Source organism: Kribbella sp. NPDC056345 (assembly GCF_042262745.1).
Lineage (GTDB): Bacteria > Actinomycetota > Actinomycetes > Propionibacteriales > Kribbellaceae > Kribbella.
Genome location: NZ_JBHJQQ010000009.1, coordinates 34,487 through 52,898 on the forward strand (window position 1 = coordinate 34,487; position 18,412 = coordinate 52,898).

The following is an 18,412-nucleotide window of genomic DNA, read 5'->3' on the forward strand; positions in this document are numbered from 1 at the left end:
GCTAACCCCCCAACTCACAGGGGACTAACCCCCGGTCAGGTTCGGGGGATAGCTGCAGTGTGTCGCGGGCCCGCGACGGCGAGGCTTGACCCATGACGAGCACAGTGACGACTTCGGGGACGACCCCAGACACCCGCGGGAGCGGATTCGCGCCGTTACTGCGCGAGATCAAGGCCGCCGGACTGCTGGAACGCCGTACGGCGGCGTATGCGATCTCCATCGGCGTCAACGTCGCGCTGATGGCCCTGACCTGGGCAGCGATCGCGGCCGTCGGCAGTTCGTGGTGGGTGCTGCTGCTGACGATCCCCCTCGCGGTCCTGACCACGCGGGCCGCGTTCGTCGGGCACGACGCCGGGCACCAGCAGATCGCGAGTTCGCGCCGGCTGCACGACTGGATCGGGATGCTGCACGCCGACCTGCTGCTCGGGATGAGCTACGCCTGGTGGAACGACAAGCACAACCGGCACCACGCGAACCCGAACCACACCGACAAGGATCCGGACGTCGGCGAGGGCATCCTGGTCTGGACCCGCGAGCAGGCGGCGGGCCGAGCCGGTCTCGAGGGCTGGCTGAGCCGTAACCAGGCCCGGATCTTCTTCCCGCTGCTCACCCTCGAAGGGTTCAACCTCAAGTACTCCGGGATCCGCTTCGTGCTGGCCCGGCGCCGTACCGAGAAGGTCGAGTTCGGGCTGATGATCGCCCACCTGGTGCTGTACTTCAGCGCGCTGTTCGTGCTGCTGTCGCCGGCGCAGGCCGTGGTGTTCGCGCTGCTGCACCACATGATCTTCGGGCTGCACCTGGGCAGCGTCTTCGCACCGGGGCACAAGGGCATGGAGATGCCCGGCGAGGACAGCGACTGGGGTCACCTCGAGAAGCAGGTCCTGACGTCACGCAACATCAAGGGCGGCCTGGTGACGGACTGGATGATGGGCGGGCTGAACTACCAGATCGAGCACCACCTCTTCCCGAGCATGCCGCGGGCCAACCTGCGGCTCGCCCAGCCGATCGTGCAGCAGTACTGCGAGAAGGCCGGGCTGCCGTACCTGACGACCGGACTAATAGATTCGTACCGAATGGGTTTGCGGCACATGCACGACGTCGGCAGCGAATTGCGGGACGAAAAGGCCTTCTCACAGTAAAAACTCCTTCTCTAACTGAGGATGCTCGATTACCTTCACTTCTCTCGGGGCCGCCATCTTGTGAGGAGACCTGCATGACCGAAACGTCCGGTTTGAGCCGCCGTGGGCTGTTGGGCGCGGTCGCCGGTGTCACCGCCGCGACCGCGATCCCCGCTGCCCCCGCCTGGGCTGCGGACGACCAGCGGCCCGGTGCACTTCACCACCCGAAGCTCGACAAGTACGACCGCCAGATCGTCTCCGAGCTGTCCTCGGAGCGGGCCCTGAAGCACCTGCAGGTGCTGTCGGAGCACATCGGCCCGCGGATCGGGGGCACCGCCAGCGAGAAGCGGGCGGCGGACTACATCGCCGGTCAGCTCGACAGGTTCGGGTACCGCACCACGCTGCAGCCGTTCCCGGTGGCGGACAAGTTCACTGCCCAGATCGAGGATGTCCGGGGCATCCTGCCGGACGATCTGTGCTGGCAGGCCGGGGCCGCCCCCGGCGGGAAGCTCGACGTGACCGTGGAGGGGCCGGTTCGGGACGTCGGCCCGGCCACTGCGCCGGTCTGGCCGGCTGACGTGGCCGGTTCGATCGTGATCGCCGACGACACGGCGGCCGCCCGCCCGGCCTTCGTCGCGGAGGCCGCGACGCGCGGTGCGGTCGGAGTCATCCTGCTGCCGGCCGACCTGGTCTTCCCGCGCCGGGCGTCGGCGTTCCAGCCTGCCGGTCTGACCGATGCGCCGATTCCGGTGATCGGGGTCGCGCAGGTGCAGAAGCGGCTGATCCGCGAGGCCCTCGCGGTGGTGACCTCGCTGCCGCTGCGAATCAGCACCAAGGCCCATCGGGGTCTGATCTCGAACAACGTGATCGGTGAGCGCCGTGGACGCAGCGGCGCCGACGGCCCGATCGTGATGGTGAGCGGTCACTACGACTCGGTGATCGGCGCTCCGGGTGCCAACGACGACGGCTCCGGGACGGTGCTCACGATGGAGCTCGCCCGGGTGATGAGCCGTCTGAACACCAACGCGACCCTGCGGTTCGCGCTCTGGGGCTCGGAGGAGCAGGGGCTGATCGGATCGCGGTACCACGTCGCACAGCTGCCGCAGGACCAGCGCGACCGGTACAAGGCCGTCTTCCAGAACGACATGGTCGCCACCAGCTGGGACCCGGCGATCACCTACTGGATCCTGTCGTTCACCGGCCTGGCCAACACCGCGACCGATGCGGTCCGGGCCTCGGGTCAGCGACTCGGCTACGACCCGCAGATGGTCGGTCCGGTACTGCGTGGTGCGTCCGACCACCAGTCGTTCCAGGAGGTCGGCATCGCGTCGGCGAACTTCTCCTGGCGCGGTGAGATCTCGCCGGCCCACCTCGAGCCGCCGTACCACTCGCCGGAGGACACCATCGCGAAGAACGTCAGCCTGGAACGCCTCCAGGTCTCGATGGAGCTGATCGGCACCGCGGCGTACGCGACCGCACGCCAGTAGCTCACCTGCACCGGGGTGACATGGCTCATACGGCTAGCCTTGCAGGGCTATGTCGCCCCGGAGCAGGAAACCGTCGAAGTGGCAGCGGCCCGTCAGCGACCGGCCGCTACTGGGTGGTTCCCAGGCGCGGGAGGAGCGCACGGACGGTGAGTGGAACGTCCGGCGGGTGTCGGGCTCCGCGTCCGGCAAGTCCTACCGTTGTCCCGGCTGCGACCAGCTGATCCCGCCGGCCACGCCGCACGTGGTGGTCTGGCCGGACAACCCCAGCCTGCTCGGCGCACTCGCCGGCGCCCAGTCCCTCGACGAACGACGCCACTGGCACACCGCGTGCTGGGGCCGGCGCCGATGAAAGGCCGTTGATGAAGCTCCCGGTCACGTCCTACGGCGAATCCGGTACGCCGGTTGTCGTCATGCACGGCCTGTTCGGCTCCGGCCGGAACTGGATGACGGCCGCCCGCCGCCTCGCCGGCGAGCACCGCGTCTTCGCGCTCGACCTGCGCAACCACGGCTCGTCGCCGCACGTGGACACCATGAGCTACCCCGAGATGGCCGGCGACGTCCGCGAGACGATCGACAGCCTCGGCACCGGCCCGGTCACCCTCGTCGGGCATTCGATGGGCGGCAAGACCGCCATGCTGACCGCGCTGCTCTATCCGTCGGTCGTCGACCGGCTGGTCGTCGTCGACGCGGCCCCGGTCACCTATCCGCCCGCATTCGTCGAGTACGCCCAGGCGATGCGGAATGCCGACCTCACCAACGTGCAGCGTCGATCCGACGTCGACGCTCAGCTGGTCGACGCCGTACCGACGCCAGGGACCCGCGCCTTCCTGCTGCAGAACCTCGTCCTCGACGAGGCAGGCGCCCGCTGGCGGCCGAACCTGCCGGTGATCGAGGCGGCACTGCCCCAGATCTCCGGCTGGCCGGCCGGTCTCGAGAGAGGTCACTACGACGGCCCGACGCTGTTCATCTACGGCGGGAAGTCGGACTACGTCCAGCAGGACCACCGGGACACGATCGCGGCCTACTTCCCGCAGGTCCAGTACGCCGAGATCGCCGAGGCGGGGCACTGGGTGCATGCCGAACGCCTCGACGATTTCCTCGCGGCGCTTACCCCTTTCTTGGCGTAACTGGCCTTGGCGCAACCGGCTCGGTCGGGTGCGCGGCACGAGCTGCCCGAGCCTCCGCCATCTGCCCCGCCTCGAACTTCTGGACGTCGATCCCGGCCTTCCGAGCGCCTTCGACCACGGCGGCGTACGCCTGGTTGGCCAGTTCGCGGGTGACGTCGTACTCGTGGCCGGCCAGCCGGGCCTTCACCTGGCCGATCAGCTTGTCGGCGCGGATCAGATCGGCGTACGCGCGATCTGCGTTCGGTGACGCGAGGACGTCGGCGGCGAGGGCGTTCGCGGCCTCGATCAGTGCGGCGGCGCGGAACTTCGCCAGATTGTCCTGGTCGAACTGGCCGAAGTCGGTGTTGATCTGCAGGTAGTTCATCACCGAGTTCGACTCGTCGCCGAGCCAGGCGAAGTAGTACGGGCCGGTCGGCTCGAAGAACTTGTCCGTGATGCTGTCGTATCCGTCGTGCGGATGCGACAGGCCGATGTGGTGACCGACCTCGTGGATCATCGTGCTGGTGAAGCCGTAGCCCCAGCCGACGTACTGCGGTGAGAGCCAGTTGTAGACGTATCCCGGGCTGCCGTCGGACCAGTTGTCACCCGCGTACCCGAGCCACGGCAGGTTCTCCTGCGTCATGGCGTAGTTGAAGATCGGGAGCTCGTAGTCGACCTTGCCCTGGTCGTCGAGGACGCGGTCGAGCTCACGCTTGTTCTGCAGGAACATGTTCGCGAACGGCGGCAGGTTCGTCTCCGGGTAGCACGAGACGTCGCGCAGCCAGTCCTCGACGCAGCGCTTGGCCTCACCGTCGTACGGGAGGTTCTGCTGGTCGAAGGACAGGTCGATCCCGGGCAGGACCTCGCCGAGCTCGGCAGTCACGAGCTCCGGCTTCAGGTACTTGTCGCTGCCCGCCCAGCCCTCGTAGGTGTTGCTGTCCAGGTTGACCGTCGCGGCCTTGGCGATGGTGAGCTCGACCGGGTACGTCGGTGATGCCGTGACGAGACTGTGGACGACGACCGTGCGCAGCAGGCGGCCGAGGTCGGCGGTCAGGTCGCCGGGGTTGCGGTAGCCGTCGGCGGCGTACTCCCAGGCCGGCGGGATCCGGTAGTCGGGCTTGTTGTCGCCGTCCAGGTCCGGGTTGTCGACGTTCCAGCTGCCGGAGAACTGATCGGGTCCGGCCGACAGGTCGTGGAACCAGACCCGGCGGGTGGCCCCGAGACCACTCTCCTCGTCGGCGGCCGTCGTACCGCCCCAGGCGACCAGGCCGCGGCTGGCGTACTTGCCCCAGTTCTGCCCGGTGTCCGGGTCCGGCTCGTCGGTCTTCGTGTACACGTGGAACTTGAAGTCCGGCCGGTCGTACCAGTTGATCAGGTAGATCGTGTTCTCGCGGGTGTCGACGCCGGACGGCGGGTTGAACGCGAGCCACTTCTCGACGGTCGGCGCGTCGATCTCGTGGTTGGCGGTCACGTCGAGCTTGTTGTTCTGCTGGGCGTTGTACCTGGCCTGGACGGAGTTCACCTCGACCGGCCGGGCGAAGCCGGCGAGCTGCTGGAAGAACCGGTTCTGGTACGACTGGTCGGCGTACCGGATTCGGTAGTCATAGGTGTAGTCGAGCCCGATCGTCTCGTCGATCCCGGCGAGCAGGCGGGTGATCTGCTTGGGTTTGTGGTTGACGGGCAGAGCGCCGTTCAGTGCGGCCAGGTCGACACTGCCGGGCTTGTAGCCGAGCAGTACGACGTTCAGGGGGACGCGCTCGGCCAGCTCGGGCTGCGCGCCGGGCTTGAGGTGCTCGAACTGCGGTGGTGCGCCATTGGCCGGTATCGCAGTGACCAGGCCGGTGACCAGGCCCAGGACCGCCGCAGCCGTCGCTGCCAGCTGACGTCGTCTCATCGCACTCCTTCGGGTTGATCCGGAGGCGGCTGTCTACAGGGCCGGCGGGTTCACCGGGGATGGCTTCGGTTCTGGTCGAAGCCGCCGCCTGTAAGACGTTGACTGGATTGCTTTTCCAGCGGTAAATTTTCAACACGGCTGGTGGTGATCCGAGGTGCTGATGATCCGTTCGTTCGCGGTGGGAGACGGTCCCGGGCTGGCCGCCGCCTGGACCGCGGCGGCTCCGGCCGACCCGATCGGGTACCCACGGTTCCGCGACCTGTTCCTGCTCGACCGGAACTTCGACCCGGCCGGGCTGAAGGTTGCCGTAAGCAACGGTCAGGTCGTCGGCGCGGCGTACGCCGTCCGCCGGCGGATCCCGATGGCCGGTGCCGATCTGGAGCCGGGGACGGGCTGGATCCCGTTCTTCTTCGTCCGCCCCGACGCGCGCGGGCGCGGACTGGGCCGGGAGCTGCTGACGGCCGCGATGGACTGGCTGCGCGGTGCCGGCTGCGCCGAGGTCTTCTTCTCGTCGTACACGCCGAACTACTTCCTGCCCGGTCTAGACCGAGCTCGGTATCCGGCCGCGGACCGGCTGCTGGCGGGACTGAGTTTCGAGGCCGGGTACGACGCGGTCGCGATGGACCGGAGTCTCGTCGGGTACGCGATGCCGGCCGAGGTGGGCAAGCGGCTCGACGAGCTGGTGGGGGAGGGGTACAGCTTCGGTACGCCGACCGGTGACGAGCTGACCACCTTGATCCGCTTGGCGGGTGACGAATTCACCCCCGACTGGGCGCGCGCGATCCGGGAAGCCGTGCTGGCCGGGATGCCGCTCGACCGCATCGTGGTGGCACGGGACCCGGTACGGCGGCTCCTCGGGTGGGCGCAACATGCGACGTACGAGGGTGTGATCGAGCGATTCGGGCCGTTCGGCGTCCTGCCCGAATGCCGCGGTACCGGCCTCGGCAAGCTGCTCCTGCATCTCACGCTGACTCAGATGTCCGCGGCCGGCGCGCACAGCGCGTGGTTCCTGTGGACCGGCGAGCAGTCGGCGGCCGGTCGTCTCTATCTCGGTGCCGGGTTCACCATCACCCGCACCTTCACCATCCTGCGTGCCAACCTCGACGGGAGTCGTCCATGACCAGAACAGTGCTCGCCATCGGAGCCCACATCGGCGACATGGACCTGACCGCCGGACCCACCCTGGCCAAGCTCATCCTCGACGGCGCGAACGTCACCATCGTCGCCCTCACTGCCGGCGAACGCAGCCACCCCCGGCTCGCGCCGGCGGAGTACAAGAAGCAGAAGATCGCCGAAGGTGAAGCGTTCGCCACCTCGATCGGCGCCGACTTCATGGTCCTCGGCCACAGCGACGGCTTCCTCCCCGACACCGACGAGGCCGCCGCCGAACTCGCCACCATCATCCGCGACCAGCAACCCGACACCCTCATCACCCACTGGCAGCACAGCCGCCACCGCGACCACGAACACGCCGCCCGCCTCACCACCCGCGCCCGCTACCTCGCAGACCTCCCGCTGGAGCCCTCCGACCCACCCCACCTGCAAGCCCTCGCCGACCTCCCGCGGCACACCGTCCGCACCCTCCTCCACACCGAGAACTGGCAGGACATGGACGGCTTCCACCCCACCCTCTACGTCCCCATCCCCGACGAAGCCTTCTACCGCTGGATCTCCGCCATCCGCCACCAGCCCTTCGCCCGCGGCGAACAAGGCTTCCGCCACATCGACTACTACACAGCCCTCCTCACCACCCGAGGCTGCCTAGCCGGCTACCCCCGAGCCGCCGCCTTCCACTCCACCCCCACCCCCGAACTAACCAAACTCCCAGCCCCGTAAGAACACCCCACGCCTCGCTCCCGCCCACCCCCGACGGTGCGTGCTCCGCCCGCTCCTAGCGCTAGCGCGCGGCTTCCAGGGCTACCGCCGCACCAGCGCTCATCGCGCAGCCCGCGTCCTGCCGTACCCCGCGCGATCATCTTGCTGTAGTCGTCTACCTGAATTGCCGGTCTAGCGTCTAGTTGCCTAGACTGTCTACATGGCGAGGCGGACGACCTACAGCGCGACGGTTACGCGTGAGGGGCGGTGGTGGATGGTCGACATCCCAGAGCTCGACGGCGTGACTCAGGCCAGAAGACTCGACGAGGTCGAGCAGATCGCCCGCGAGTACATCGCCGTGACCGCGGACCTTCCCCTGTCCCAAGTGACTGTAGAGATCTCCGGGATCGAAGCGGCCGGCCACGATCTCCTCGACGCCAAGACTCTCGTCGAGGATCTGCGCTCGCAAGCAAGGCAACTCGAAACGCTGGTCGCCGACTTCAGCCGAGAGCTCGCATCGGCCCTGACGAACGCCGACGTTCCGGTACGCGACGTGAGTAACGTCCTCGGTGTCTCGCATCAACGCGTCTCGCAACTGGCACAGGAGGCAGCGGGAACGCCCTCCGATCTGACCGACGTGGTGCGCCAGGTCAATGTCCGTTATCAGCAAGACCTTCTCATCCACGGCAAAGACGGACGAGTACTCCGGGTTGTCGAGGTTGTTCCACCTAGCTCGCCCCGGGAGATGATGTGAATATCAAGCAGTTTGTGGGTCGGCTCGTTTACAGTGAAGGTATGGACGATCAGCAGATCGACATCGACGAGGTGCGGCTGCGCTTCCCGTGGGTCGGTCGAGTGAGCATCGACGAGCCGGAGCTGTCCGTGCGCTACCGTGAGATTCTCGCGGATGCTCGCAAGGACCGTGAAATTGTCGAGGCGATCGAGGCCGCACGGCGAAGCGCGTGACTGCGCTGCTCTGTGACTCGGGGCCGTTGATTGCCACCTTCAACGTTCGCGACGTGAATCACGAACGCTGCGTGGGTCTCTTGGCGGGCTGGCCCGGTCGGCTACTGGTTCCCGAACCGGTCCTGGGTGAGACCTGCAAACTTCCTCCGGAACAATGTACGCGGCGGGCCGTCGCTCGAGGTCCAGTTTCTCGAGGACATGACGCAAAGTACCGGGGCTTTCGAGATTGTCGCCCCGACTCCTGAGGATCGTTCTCGTGCCGCTGAGCTCAGTGCACAGCTGGTGTCCGGTCCTCTGGGGTACGTCGATGCGATCATCCTGGCGTTGGCCGAGCGTCTGCAGGTGCCGGCAATCGCGAGCGTTGATTTCAAGTTCCTCGGGATGGCTACCCCGGTGTGCCGGTTGCAGCCGTTGCGCTGGGTCCTGCAGGAGCACTGAGCAGCCGCCCGCATCAGAGGCGTGAGCACGAACGCTGGTGGTGCTCGTTGCGCCGGTGGGTAGTGACCTGCAAGAGCCGGTCAGGTGCTCCGGGCCTGCGGTAGAACGCGGCCCAGTGCGGTAGCGCTGCACTTCGCGCGGTAGCGCCAGGAGCGCGCGATAGCACGCACCGTCGAGGGTGGGTGGGAGCGCCGCGAGCACAGCGACGGAGGAGCTGGGCGTAGGCGGTGCGTGGGGCGACGTACCCCACGCACCGACTGACTACGAGGCGTCGGCCTTGCGGACCCAGACTTCGCGGATGATCAGGAGGATGGCGGCTGCTGAGGGGATGGCGAGGAGGGCACCGACGACGCCGAGGAGGGCGCCGCCCAGCAGTGCTGCGATGACGGTGACGGCGCCGGGGATGTCGACGGCTCGTTTCATGATGCGGGGGGCTACGACGTAGTTCTCGATCTGCTGGTAGACGATGCCGTAGATGAGGCAGGCCAGGCCTACCCAGAGGCTGTCGGTGAAGCCGATCAGGGCGACCACGACGACGCCGATCAGGCCACCGACCATCGGGATGAAGGCGGTGAACATGACCACGATCGCGAGCGCGACGGCGTACTCCCGCAGGCCGATGATCTCCAGGAAGATGAACATGAAGACGCCGGCGCAGAGGGCGACGGTGAACTGGCCGCTGACGTAGCCGCCGACGCGGGTGAGGACCTCGTCGCCGAGGATCGCGACGCGGTTGCGGCGGGTACGGGGGACCAGGCTGTAGGCCGCGCGCTTGACCGTGGGCAGGGAGGCCAGGAAGTACAGGGTCAGGATGAGGATCGTGAAGGTGTTGAAGAGGGCGTTGGCGACGACCTTGCCGACGCCGAGGATGCCGCCGAACGCCTTCTGGGCCAGCGCCGGGTCCTGGATGTACTCCTGGGCCTTCTGGATGAAGTGGTACTTGTTGTCGAGCTCGTCGAGGGTCCTCGACTTCTGCAGCAGGTCGAGCCATTGCGGGGCGTTCTTGATCAGGCCGTCGATCTGGTCGGTGACGACCGGGACGATCGCGAAGCCGACGCCGGCGACGGCGAGGATCATGATCAGGAAGACGACGCCGACCGACAGGCCGCGCTTCAGGCCGCGGCGCATGAACCACTCGACCAGCGGGTTCAGGCCGACCGCGATGAACATCGACACCACGAGCAGGATCAGCACCGAACGCGCGTGACCCAGGGCGTTCCACAGACCCCAGGCGACCAGTACGCCGAGGGCCGCGAAGAACCCGAAGACGAACGGGTTCGACCGCTGGATCGGCGGACCGGGCCGGCCCATGCCCTCGTCGGGGTGCCGTTCCTCGATCAGCAACTCGGCCTGGTCCACGATCTCATCGGCTTCGTCGGCCGCCTTCTCCGCATGATCGGCAGCGGCCTCGGCGTGCGCGGCGGCCAGCTTGGCCTCGCGGGCCGCCTTGGCGAGTTCCTGCCCAGCTGCTGGATCGGGGGTCGCTGTCGAATTGTCGTCGCCGGATGGCGTCACATCGTGTCCTTCGGGGATCGCGCGTCGGTCTTCTCGTCGTCGCCCGAAGTCTTGCCGGTCGCGAGGTCACCGAGGCGGAACTCGTCGATCCTCGTCGAGTCGGCCGGCTCGTCGCCGTCCGCCGCGTCGTCAGTCGCCGCGCCGTCAGTCGCCACGCTGCCAGTCGCGGACCCGCCGGTCGTCAGCTTCCCGGCGATCGCCGGGTCCACCCGCAGGCTGCTGTCGATCCGGGTCTCGTCGACCCGGGCGTCACCGGCGTCCGATCCGACGAACGGGCTCGAACCGGTGAACGGTCCGTCGCTGTCGAGCGCCGCGTCCGGGGCCGCCGTACCGGCTCCGAAGGCGTGGTCGTCGGCCTGCACCTTCGGCGCGAACGGGCTGTCACCCGTCGACCCGGACAGGCCGGACGAGGACGGGCCGGAAGAGGCGGTGAGCGGGCTGCCCGCCGTACCGGGTCCACCCGCGGACGGCGCGAGACCGGCCGGTGCAGAACCGTCCGCCGACGGCGTGAAGTTGGGGCTGCTCTCGGCAGTGGGCCGGCTGAACGGATTCACGTACGGCGTCGTCGCGGCCGTCTCGGAGTCGAGCTCGGCCGCCTGGCGGGCGATGTTGCCGGCGATCTCGTTCAGCCCGGCGATCTGGGTGAGGATGCCGTCGCGGCGCTTGGCCAGCCGCTCGGTCTCGCGGGCCACGATCGTGCGCGACCGCTCGGCCTCGTCGGCGGCATTGGCGAGCTCGGACTCGGCGCGGGTCCGGGCGGTGGTCAGCACCTGCTCGGCCTCGCGGCGGGCCCGGCTCAGGGTGCGCTCGGCGGACTCCTCGGCCTCGGCGCGGATCTTGCGGGCCTGCTCGGTCGCTTCGGCCACCCGGCGCTCGGAGGCCTCGGCGGCCTCCTTCATCTGGGTGGTCAGGTTCTCGGTGTCGGCGGCGATCTGCTGGTGCTTGTCGGCCAGCTCCTTGGCCTGCTGCTCCCGCTCGTCGGCCAGCCGGGCGCGCAGGGCGGCCGACTCGCGCTGGATCGCGGTGCGGATCTTCTCGGCCTCGTGCAGCGCGCCGTTCTTCAGCGTGCTGGCCTGCGACTCGGCGGTCAGCGTCAGCTGCTCGGCCTTGCGCTTGGCCGCCTGCAGCACCTCGGAGGCCTCGGTCTCCGCGGTACGGCGCAGCTCGGCGGCATCGCCTTCGGCAGTACGGCGGATGCTGTCGGACTCGTTCAGCGCGACCGTCCGGATGTCCTCGGCCTCCCGCTCGCCGGTGGCGCGCAGGGCAGCGGCCTCCTTGGCGGCGGTGGTGCGCAGCTCCTGGGCCTCGCGGCGGGCCTCCTCGAGGGCCTCGGACGCCTGGTCCTGGGCGAGCCGCAGGATCTGCGCGGCCCGGTCCCCGAGACCGGCGTACGACGGGTTGGCGCTGGCCTCGAGCTGGCGGCGGGTCTCTTCGAGCTCACGCTGCATCGGCGCGACGCTGCTCTGCAGCTGCTCGGCCCGGCCCCGGATCTCGACCAGCTGCATCTCCAGGGCGCGGACGTAGTCGTCCACGGCCTGCTTGTCGTAGCCACGCCGACTGACCGGAAAGCCTCCGGCCGCGGTTGCAGTGCGGTCGAAGAACGGCAGGCTCGACTCGTCAGGCATTCCTGAGATTCCCTTCTGGCGGCTCAGCTGAATCCCCCAGCTTAAGCCTGTCAGACCCGCCCCCCGACCAGCCAATCGGCCCCTACCGATTGCGGAAGCGGTCGATCGCCTGCTGGTGCTTGGCTCGTAGTTCAGGATCCCGGACGCCGAGGCCTTCGGTCGGGGCCAGGGTGAGGACGCCGACCTTGCCCTGGTGCAGGTTGCGGTGCACGTCGTACGCCGCCTGCGCGGTTTCCTCGAGCGGGTACACGCGGCTCACTGTCGGGTGGACCATGCCTTTGGCAATCAACCGGTTGGCCTCCCAGGCCTCGCGGTAGTTGGCGAAGTGCGAGCCGATGATTCGCTTGAGGTTCATCCACAGGTACCGGTTGTCGTACTCGTGCATGAAGCCCGAGGTCGAGGCGCAGGTGACGATCGTGCCGCCGCGGCGAGCGACGTACACGGAAGCACCGAAGGTCTCGCGGCCCGGGTGCTCGAAGACGATGTCGGGGTCGTCACCGCCGGTCAGCTCGCGGATCCGCGCGCCGAACCGCTTCCACTCCTTCTGGTCCTGGGTGGTCTCGTCCTTCCAGAACTTGTACCCATCGGCCGACCGGTCGATGATCAGCTCGGCGCCCATCGCGCGGCAGATCTCCGCCTTCTCCGGCGACGACACCACGCAGACCGGGATCGCCCCGCCGTTCAGCGCGAACTGGGTCGCATACGACCCCAGCCCACCGGACGCACCCCAGATCAGTACGACGTCGCCCTGCTTCATGTTCGCGCCGTTGGGGGAGACGAGCTGCCGGTACGCCGTACTGTTCACCAGCCCGGGAGACGCAGCCTCCTCCCAGGTGAGGTGGGCCGGCTTCGGCATCAGCTGGTTCGACTTCACGAGCGCGATCTCGGCCAGCCCACCGAAGTTGGTCTCGAAACCCCAGATCCGCTGCTCGGAGTCCATCATCGTGTCGTTGTGCCCGTCCGGCGACTCCAGCTCGACCGACAGGCAGTGCGCGACCACCTCGTCGCCCGGCTTCCAGGCGTTCACACCCGGGCCGGTCCGCAGTACGACGCCGGCCAGGTCGGAACCGACCACGTGGTACGGCAGGTCGTGGCGGGCGGTCAGCGGCGACAACTTCCCGTACCGCTTGAGGAACGAGAACGTCGAGACCGGCTCGAAGATCGACGTCCAGACGGTGTTGTAGTTGATCGCGCTCGCCATCACCGCGACCAACGCCTCACCCGGGCCGAGCTCGGGCGTCGGGACGTCGTCCAGGTGCAGGCTCTTGCGCGGATCCTTCTCCTTCGCGTCCAGTCCCTCGAACATGCCGGCGTCTTCGGCATGCACGGTGATCCCGCGGTAGTGGTCCGGCACGTCGAGCGCACCGACTGCCGCACTGTCACCGGCGAGGATCGCATCGAGGATCTGCTTCACGTCGTACCTCCTGCAAGGAGTGGACTGGTGAGCGGACGTTACCGTTGAGTATGCCTCCCGGGCTGTGCGGTGTGACACAGTTCGGGGCCGGTGAGACGACCGTCACTTTTTCAGTCCACCGTTGTCAGTGGTCTTATCACCGTAGGCGCGTGTGGAGCCGGACCTGGGTGAATCCGTCACCCGATCGCAGCTGGGCCAGATCGCAGAGCTGGTTGGCCAGCCAGACGCCCCGGCCGCCGAGCCCGTCCAGCGGCGGCATCACCCGCCCGACGAGCAGGTCGTCGATCCGGCCGTGGTCGGCCACGTCGCAGACCAGCGAACCGTTCTCGATCCACACCGAAAGCCTGCCCCGGCCGCCGCCGAAGCGGATGCTGTTCGTGCAGACCTCGTGCAGGGCCAGCCCGAGGTCGTCCATCCGGTCCCGCGACACCCCGTGCGACGACGCCTGCCCGTTCACCCACTGCCGTACGTCGCCGAGATCGGCCAGCCCGAACTCCCAGCGCTCGGCCCGATCCGGTACGTCGTTCAGTGGCGTCCGGAAGGTCTTCTCGGCCAGCGCTTCCGCACCGGAGTGCGTGGCCGTCGGGTCGATCCCGGCCTCCGCGGCGAACGGGCAGCAGAGCCGGAAACCGGAGTCCGCGGCGAAGGCGATATCGGTCAGACCCTCGTGCAGCAAGGCTTCGTCGTACTCCGCGGTCGTGCGGCCGGGGTACACGCACTCGCTGAGGCCGTACACCGGACGGTTGGCCTGCTGCACAACGTCGCGCCAGAACGGGATCAACCGCGCGGGATTACGCCCGACCGATGTCATATCGATAAAACGCACCGGTGCCGGGGTTTCTCCGAGGGCCTCGCGCAGCATCGCGATCCGATCCGGCGGGAGTACCGCCACGATCGCCGCATCCGTTGCCAGACCGTCGTGAACGAACGGTGCCGACAGTCGCACGAACTCCTCGTCGCCGGAGTAGACGAAGGCTTCGTGCTGGAAACCCGCCGGCACACCGTCCAAGGAGTCGGTGGCGCTGTCCTTCAGCACCCGATCAGAGTAGTCCGCAAAACCCAGTTCCGAAGGGCGAATCGCGCGCCGTCACCGAGTGTCGGAGAGCCGTAACACTAGGCAGGCTCGACGAGCTCCACGAGGACGCCGCCGGCCGACTTGGGGTGAATAAAGTTCACCCGGGATCCGGCGGTACCACGGCGCGGTTCGGCGTACAGGAGTTCGGCGCCGCGTTCGCGCAGGACAGCCGACACCTGGTCGATGTCGCGGACCCGGTAGGCCAGCTGCTGGATGCCGGGCCCGCGCTTGTCCAGGAACTTGGCGATCGGCGACGCGTCCGACAGCGGCGCGAGCAGCTGGATCGACGAGCCGGAGGTGCCGACCGAGAGCATCGCCTCGCGGACGCCCTGCTCCTCGTTGATCTCCTCGTGCGTGACCGTCATCCCGAACACGTCGGCGTAGTGCCGCACCGCCGCGTCGAAGTCGGGGACGGCGATGCCGACGTGATCGATTGCCTCGAAGAGCTCGTCCATCCCTTCAGCCTAGAAGGCAAACGAGGCAAGAGGTCGTTCGTGTGACCCGTTCGACAGGCGCGTACCAGTGCTGTCGCAGGTATCGTGACAAACATGTCTGACACGCGGAACCAAAGCGTCATTGTGGCCGGGGCACGGACCCCGATCGGGAAGCTGCTGGGCGGCCTCAAGGGGTTCACCGGTGCCGAGCTCGGTGGGTTCGCGATCAAGGGCGCACTGGACAAGGCCGGCGTCGCGCCGGACCAGGTCGAGTACGTGATCATGGGCCAGGTCCTGCAGGCCGGCGGCGGTCAGATCACCGCTCGCCAGGCGGCGGTCAAGGGCGGTATCCCGATGGGCGTCCCGGCGATCACGATCAACAAGGTCTGTCTGTCCGGCCTGAACGCGATCGCGCTGGCCGACCAGCTGATCCGCGCCGGCGAGTACGACGTGGTCGTCGCCGGCGGGATGGAGTCGATGACGAACGCGCCGCACCTGCTGCCGAAGTCCCGTGAGGGCTTCAAGTACGGCGACACCTCGCTGGTCGACTCGATGTCGTACGACGGGCTCTGGGACGCGTTCACCGACCAGCCGATGGGTGCGCTCACCGAGCAGGCGAACGGCGCGCTGACCCGCGAGGAGCAGGACGAGTTCAGCGCTCGCTCGCACCAGCTGGCCGCGGCCGCCTGGAAGAACGGCGTCTTCGCCGACGAGGTGGTCCCGGTCGAGGTGCCGCAGCGTAAGGGCGACCCACTGGTGATCGACAGCGACGAAGGCGTTCGTGGTGACACGTCGGTCGAGACGCTGGCCAGACTGCGTCCGGCGTTCGGCAAGGAAGGCACGATCACCGCCGGGTCCGCCTCGCAGATCTCCGACGGCGGTTGCGCTGTCGTCGTGATGAGCAAGGCCAAGGCGGAGGAGCTCGGGCTGTCCTGGATCGCCGAGATCGGTGCGCACGGCTCGGTCGCCGGGCCGGACTCGACCCTGCAGAGTCAGCCGGCCAACGCGATCAAGAAGGCCTGCAGCAAGGAAGGGATCGAGGCGTCCGACCTCGACCTGATCGAGATCAACGAGGCCTTCGCCTCCGTCGGAATCGCCTCCACGCGTGAGCTGGGGGTCGAGGCCGACAAGGTCAACGTGAACGGCGGCGCGATCGCGGTCGGCCACCCGATCGGGATGTCGGGCGCACGCCTCGTGCTGCACCTGGCGCTCGAGCTCGGCCGTCGGGGTGGCGGTGTTGGTGCCGCGGCGCTGTGTGGCGGTGGCGGTCAAGGTGACGCGCTGATCGTTCGCGTAGCGAAGAAGTAATGCCAAGACGCACTCCGCCGGTAAGCGAGCTGGTCGAACGTGCCCGGGAAGGTGACTCCCGGGCCGTCGCCCGGCTGATCTCGCTGGTCGAGGACGAGTCGCCGCTGCTGCGCGAGGTGATGGCCGCGCTCTCCCCGTACGCCGGTCATGCGCACATCGTCGGGATCACCGGTTCACCCGGCGTGGGCAAATCGACGTCGACGTCTGCACTCGTCACGGCGTACCGGGGGACCGGGAAGCGGGTTGCCGTCCTGGCGGTCGATCCGTCTTCGCCGTTCTCCGGTGGAGCGTTGCTGGGCGACCGGGTGCGGATGCAGGACCATGCCCTCGACAAGGGTGTGTACATCCGGTCGATGGCCTCCCGCGGTCACCTGGGCGGGCTGTCGTGGTCGACGCCGCAGGCGTTGCGGGTGCTGGACGCGGCCGGGTTCGACGTGGTGTTCGTGGAGACGGTCGGGGTCGGGCAGTCCGAGGTGGAGATCGCCGGGATGGCCGACACCACGATCGTGCTGCTGGCACCCGGCATGGGCGACGGGATCCAGGCGGCCAAGGCCGGCATCCTCGAGGTCGGCGACCTGTACGTGGTGAACAAGGCCGACCGGGACGGCGTCCAGAACGTCACCCGCGACCTGCGGCACATGCTGGCCCTGGCCGAGCGGGCCGAGGGTGCCTGGGTGCCGCCGATCCTGAAGACGGTGGCCTCCCGCAACGAAGGTGTCGACGAGGTCGTCACGGCGATCGAGGACCGGCTGACCTGGATGCGTGGCAACGGCGTCCTGGAGGAACGGCGGCGGTCCCGGGCCCGCGACGAGATCGAGGCGATCGCGATGACCGCGCTGCGGACCCGGTTCGCGCATCTGCATGGCGACGCGCGGCTCGACGTACTGGCCGCGAAGGTCGCCGAAGGGAACACCGATCCCTACAGCGCGGCCGACGAGCTGATCGCCGCCCTGTGATTTAGGTCTCGCTCGTGCGACAGTCCGTCATGGTCTGTCACACCGTGTAATCGGGATCGAAGTTACCCCTACTGTCCCGTATTCGGGCAAATGTGCCACTATTCGGTCACGGTCTGCGATCCACGTCTCACGGCGGCGCGCCGATTGCTGCCATGCCCCCGGATCCGTTACACAATGGAGCTTGTAGCTGGTGAGCATTGTGCGGTGGGCTGTGTTCAGTCAGTGACAATTAGTGACGGTCCGTGATACAAACACAGTCGACCCAGTGGTTTGGAACGAGGAGTGGTGACATGCCGAAGAAGCTGCTGATCTGGTCGCTCATCGCCTTTGCCGGCTTCTATCTGTTCACGCAGCCGACGAACGCCGCCGATGCGGTGGGGGGCGCCTTCTCCGGCGTCGGTGATCTGTTCGGGAGCGTGATCACGTTCCTGACCGCGCTGTTCAACTGATCTGACGCCTGAGTGTCCCGTCACGAGCGATCGTGCGGGACACTTGCCTTACGGGGTCACATCGACGCGTGACAGGGGAGTGAGCGGATGGCCGGAATTGGCCTCTTCCGGATGTTCGATCCGAAGGTACGGCGCCATCTGATCTCGGACGAGGGCGAAGTCGTCATCGACGAGGTTCGGCAGCACTGGGTCGTGTTCACGGTCCCGATGCTGGAGGTCCTGCTCGCGGCGGCCTTGCTGGTCGCGATGGTGACCACGCCGATCGGCGGTCAGCCGGTGCTGCTCGCGATCTGCCTGGTGCTCCTCACGCACGCCTTCTGGAACTTCCTGACCCATCACCGCGACCGCTTCGTGGTCACCAACATGCGCGTGATGCGGATCCGCGGCGTCTTCTCCCAGACCGTCGCGACCACCCCGATCGCGCGGGTCCTCGACATCACCCTGCAGAAGCCGATCATCGGCCGGATGCTCGGCTACGGCCACTTCATCTTCGAGTCCGCCGCGCAGGACCAGGGCTTCCGCGAGATCAAGTGGGTCAGTCGTCCCGACGACCGGGACCTGACCATCCAGCGCGTCATCCAGCGCACCGGCCTGCGCGCCTCCGCCAGCGTCGACGTCGTCCAGAGCGACGAGGACTCCGACGACGACGGCACCGGTCCGATCGGGATGGACTCGGCCCAGGAGGTCACCACCACGACCACCGCGCCGGCTCACCACTCCCGCCCGGCCCCGACCTCCGCGCCCGCCTCGAAGTCGATCTTCAACAGCGATCGCGGCAACTGGACCGACGACTGAGCTGCTCGCTGAAGGGC

19 protein-coding genes are annotated in these 18,412 nt (G+C 67.9%); 13 read left to right on the top strand and 6 right to left on the bottom strand.

The window, feature by feature from the left end; all coding sequences use genetic code 11:
- Nucleotides 1-92: 92 nt before the first annotated feature.
- The 4 genes from ACFCV3_RS29195 to ACFCV3_RS29210 all read left to right on the top strand — a co-directional run bounded on the left by ACFCV3_RS29195 (nucleotide 93) and on the right by ACFCV3_RS29210 (nucleotide 3,732).
- On the top strand, nucleotides 93-1,139 hold the full coding sequence (locus ACFCV3_RS29195; protein ID WP_376035213.1) for a fatty acid desaturase family protein: 1,047 nt from the start codon (nucleotides 93-95) through the stop codon (nucleotides 1,137-1,139).
- Nucleotides 1,140-1,213: 74 nt separating this feature from the next.
- Nucleotides 1,214-2,605 carry a M28 family metallopeptidase gene (locus tag ACFCV3_RS29200; protein ID WP_376035215.1) on the top strand — a complete coding sequence of 464 codons (1,392 nt, stop codon included), beginning with the start codon at nucleotides 1,214-1,216 and terminating at the stop codon, nucleotides 2,603-2,605.
- 49 nt (nucleotides 2,606-2,654) lie between these two features.
- Nucleotides 2,655-2,954 carry a hypothetical protein gene (locus ACFCV3_RS29205; protein ID WP_376035217.1) on the top strand — a complete coding sequence of 100 codons (300 nt, stop codon included), beginning with the start codon at nucleotides 2,655-2,657 and terminating at the stop codon, nucleotides 2,952-2,954.
- A 10-nt stretch (nucleotides 2,955-2,964) separates the two neighbouring features.
- A complete protein-coding gene (locus ACFCV3_RS29210; RefSeq protein WP_376035219.1) occupies nucleotides 2,965-3,732 on the top strand; it encodes an alpha/beta fold hydrolase in 768 nt (255 codons plus the stop codon).
- Here the strand turns inward: ACFCV3_RS29210 and ACFCV3_RS29215 are convergent.
- Nucleotides 3,713-5,605 carry a hypothetical protein gene (locus ACFCV3_RS29215; RefSeq protein WP_376035221.1) on the bottom strand — a complete coding sequence of 631 codons (1,893 nt, stop codon included), beginning with the start codon at nucleotides 5,603-5,605 and terminating at the stop codon, nucleotides 3,713-3,715. The genes ACFCV3_RS29210 and ACFCV3_RS29215 overlap by 20 nt on opposite strands.
- Before the next feature lie 160 nt (nucleotides 5,606-5,765).
- Here ACFCV3_RS29215 and ACFCV3_RS29220 point away from each other — a divergent pair, with 160 nt between their 5' ends.
- The 5 genes from ACFCV3_RS29220 to ACFCV3_RS29240 all read left to right on the top strand — a co-directional run bounded on the left by ACFCV3_RS29220 (nucleotide 5,766) and on the right by ACFCV3_RS29240 (nucleotide 8,824).
- Nucleotides 5,766-6,725, top strand: a complete 960-nt coding sequence (locus ACFCV3_RS29220) for a GNAT family N-acetyltransferase (RefSeq protein ID WP_376035718.1) — start codon at nucleotides 5,766-5,768, stop codon at nucleotides 6,723-6,725.
- Nucleotides 6,722-7,441, top strand: a complete 720-nt coding sequence (locus ACFCV3_RS29225; RefSeq protein ID WP_376035222.1) for a PIG-L deacetylase family protein — start codon at nucleotides 6,722-6,724, stop codon at nucleotides 7,439-7,441. The genes ACFCV3_RS29220 and ACFCV3_RS29225 overlap by 4 nt, the downstream gene beginning before the upstream one ends.
- A 199-nt stretch (nucleotides 7,442-7,640) precedes the next feature.
- Nucleotides 7,641-8,174, top strand: a complete 534-nt coding sequence (locus tag ACFCV3_RS29230; RefSeq protein WP_376035224.1) for a hypothetical protein — start codon at nucleotides 7,641-7,643, stop codon at nucleotides 8,172-8,174.
- A gap of 41 nt (nucleotides 8,175-8,215) precedes the next feature.
- On the top strand, nucleotides 8,216-8,386 hold the full coding sequence (locus ACFCV3_RS29235; protein WP_376035226.1) for a hypothetical protein: 171 nt from the start codon (nucleotides 8,216-8,218) through the stop codon (nucleotides 8,384-8,386).
- A 126-nt stretch (nucleotides 8,387-8,512) separates the two neighbouring features.
- Entirely contained in the window at nucleotides 8,513-8,824 is a 312-nt protein-coding gene (locus ACFCV3_RS29240) for a PIN domain-containing protein (protein WP_376035228.1), read from the top strand.
- A 261-nt stretch (nucleotides 8,825-9,085) separates the two neighbouring features.
- Here the strand turns inward: ACFCV3_RS29240 and ACFCV3_RS29245 are convergent, their stop codons facing one another.
- The 5 genes from ACFCV3_RS29245 to mce all read right to left on the bottom strand — a co-directional run bounded on the left by ACFCV3_RS29245 (nucleotide 9,086) and on the right by mce (nucleotide 14,908).
- Entirely contained in the window at nucleotides 9,086-10,339 is a 1,254-nt protein-coding gene (locus ACFCV3_RS29245; protein WP_376035230.1) for an AI-2E family transporter, read from the bottom strand.
- Nucleotides 10,336-11,964: a transposase gene (locus tag ACFCV3_RS29250; protein ID WP_376035232.1), complete on the bottom strand. Its 1,629-nt coding sequence runs from the start codon at nucleotides 11,962-11,964 to the stop codon at nucleotides 10,336-10,338. The genes ACFCV3_RS29245 and ACFCV3_RS29250 overlap by 4 nt, the downstream gene beginning before the upstream one ends.
- A gap of 82 nt (nucleotides 11,965-12,046) precedes the next feature.
- The gene (ccrA, locus tag ACFCV3_RS29255; RefSeq protein ID WP_376035234.1) at nucleotides 12,047-13,378 is read right to left on the bottom strand and encodes a crotonyl-CoA carboxylase/reductase; all 1,332 of its coding nucleotides are present in this window, start codon (nucleotides 13,376-13,378) and stop codon (nucleotides 12,047-12,049) included.
- 136 nt (nucleotides 13,379-13,514) lie between these two features.
- Nucleotides 13,515-14,414: an anti-sigma factor RsbA family regulatory protein gene (locus tag ACFCV3_RS29260; RefSeq protein ID WP_376035236.1), complete on the bottom strand. Its 900-nt coding sequence runs from the start codon at nucleotides 14,412-14,414 to the stop codon at nucleotides 13,515-13,517.
- A 77-nt stretch (nucleotides 14,415-14,491) separates the two neighbouring features.
- Nucleotides 14,492-14,908 carry a methylmalonyl-CoA epimerase gene (gene mce, locus ACFCV3_RS29265; protein WP_376035238.1) on the bottom strand — a complete coding sequence of 139 codons (417 nt, stop codon included), beginning with the start codon at nucleotides 14,906-14,908 and terminating at the stop codon, nucleotides 14,492-14,494.
- Nucleotides 14,909-15,001: 93 nt separating this feature from the next.
- On the opposite strand from mce, the gene ACFCV3_RS29270 reads away from it, so the two are divergent.
- From ACFCV3_RS29270 to ACFCV3_RS29285, 4 genes are all read left to right on the top strand, one after another.
- Nucleotides 15,002-16,195 (top strand): acetyl-CoA C-acetyltransferase, encoded by a 1,194-nt coding sequence (locus ACFCV3_RS29270; protein WP_376035240.1) that lies wholly within the window; start codon nucleotides 15,002-15,004, stop codon nucleotides 16,193-16,195.
- Entirely contained in the window at nucleotides 16,195-17,151 is a 957-nt protein-coding gene (gene meaB / locus ACFCV3_RS29275) for a methylmalonyl Co-A mutase-associated GTPase MeaB (protein ID WP_376035242.1), read from the top strand. The genes ACFCV3_RS29270 and meaB overlap by 1 nt, the downstream gene beginning before the upstream one ends.
- Nucleotides 17,152-17,441: 290 nt before the next feature.
- Nucleotides 17,442-17,600: a hypothetical protein gene (locus ACFCV3_RS29280; RefSeq protein WP_165952664.1), complete on the top strand. Its 159-nt coding sequence runs from the start codon at nucleotides 17,442-17,444 to the stop codon at nucleotides 17,598-17,600.
- An 87-nt stretch (nucleotides 17,601-17,687) separates the two neighbouring features.
- The gene (locus ACFCV3_RS29285; RefSeq protein WP_376035244.1) at nucleotides 17,688-18,395 is read left to right on the top strand and encodes a PH domain-containing protein; all 708 of its coding nucleotides are present in this window, start codon (nucleotides 17,688-17,690) and stop codon (nucleotides 18,393-18,395) included.
- The last annotated feature ends 17 nt before the right edge of the window (nucleotides 18,396-18,412 follow it).

Coding starts and splice junctions, on each gene's coding strand:
- ACFCV3_RS29195 (WP_376035213.1), top strand. CDS start 93: ATGACGAGCACAGTGACGACTTCGGGGACGACCCCAGACACCCGCGGG.
- ACFCV3_RS29200 (WP_376035215.1), top strand. CDS start 1,214: ATGACCGAAACGTCCGGTTTGAGCCGCCGTGGGCTGTTGGGCGCGGTC.
- ACFCV3_RS29205 (WP_376035217.1), top strand. CDS start 2,655: ATGTCGCCCCGGAGCAGGAAACCGTCGAAGTGGCAGCGGCCCGTCAGC.
- ACFCV3_RS29210 (WP_376035219.1), top strand. CDS start 2,965: ATGAAGCTCCCGGTCACGTCCTACGGCGAATCCGGTACGCCGGTTGTC.
- ACFCV3_RS29215 (WP_376035221.1), bottom strand. CDS start 5,605: ATGAGACGACGTCAGCTGGCAGCGACGGCTGCGGCGGTCCTGGGCCTG.
- ACFCV3_RS29220 (WP_376035718.1), top strand. CDS start 5,766: ATGATCCGTTCGTTCGCGGTGGGAGACGGTCCCGGGCTGGCCGCCGCC.
- ACFCV3_RS29225 (WP_376035222.1), top strand. CDS start 6,722: ATGACCAGAACAGTGCTCGCCATCGGAGCCCACATCGGCGACATGGAC.
- ACFCV3_RS29230 (WP_376035224.1), top strand. CDS start 7,641: ATGGCGAGGCGGACGACCTACAGCGCGACGGTTACGCGTGAGGGGCGG.
- ACFCV3_RS29235 (WP_376035226.1), top strand. CDS start 8,216: ATGGACGATCAGCAGATCGACATCGACGAGGTGCGGCTGCGCTTCCCG.
- ACFCV3_RS29250 (WP_376035232.1), bottom strand. CDS start 11,964: ATGCCTGACGAGTCGAGCCTGCCGTTCTTCGACCGCACTGCAACCGCG.
- mce (WP_376035238.1), bottom strand. CDS start 14,908: ATGGACGAGCTCTTCGAGGCAATCGATCACGTCGGCATCGCCGTCCCC.
- ACFCV3_RS29270 (WP_376035240.1), top strand. CDS start 15,002: ATGTCTGACACGCGGAACCAAAGCGTCATTGTGGCCGGGGCACGGACC.
- meaB (WP_376035242.1), top strand. CDS start 16,195: ATGCCAAGACGCACTCCGCCGGTAAGCGAGCTGGTCGAACGTGCCCGG.
- ACFCV3_RS29280 (WP_165952664.1), top strand. CDS start 17,442: ATGCCGAAGAAGCTGCTGATCTGGTCGCTCATCGCCTTTGCCGGCTTC.
- ACFCV3_RS29285 (WP_376035244.1), top strand. CDS start 17,688: ATGGCCGGAATTGGCCTCTTCCGGATGTTCGATCCGAAGGTACGGCGC.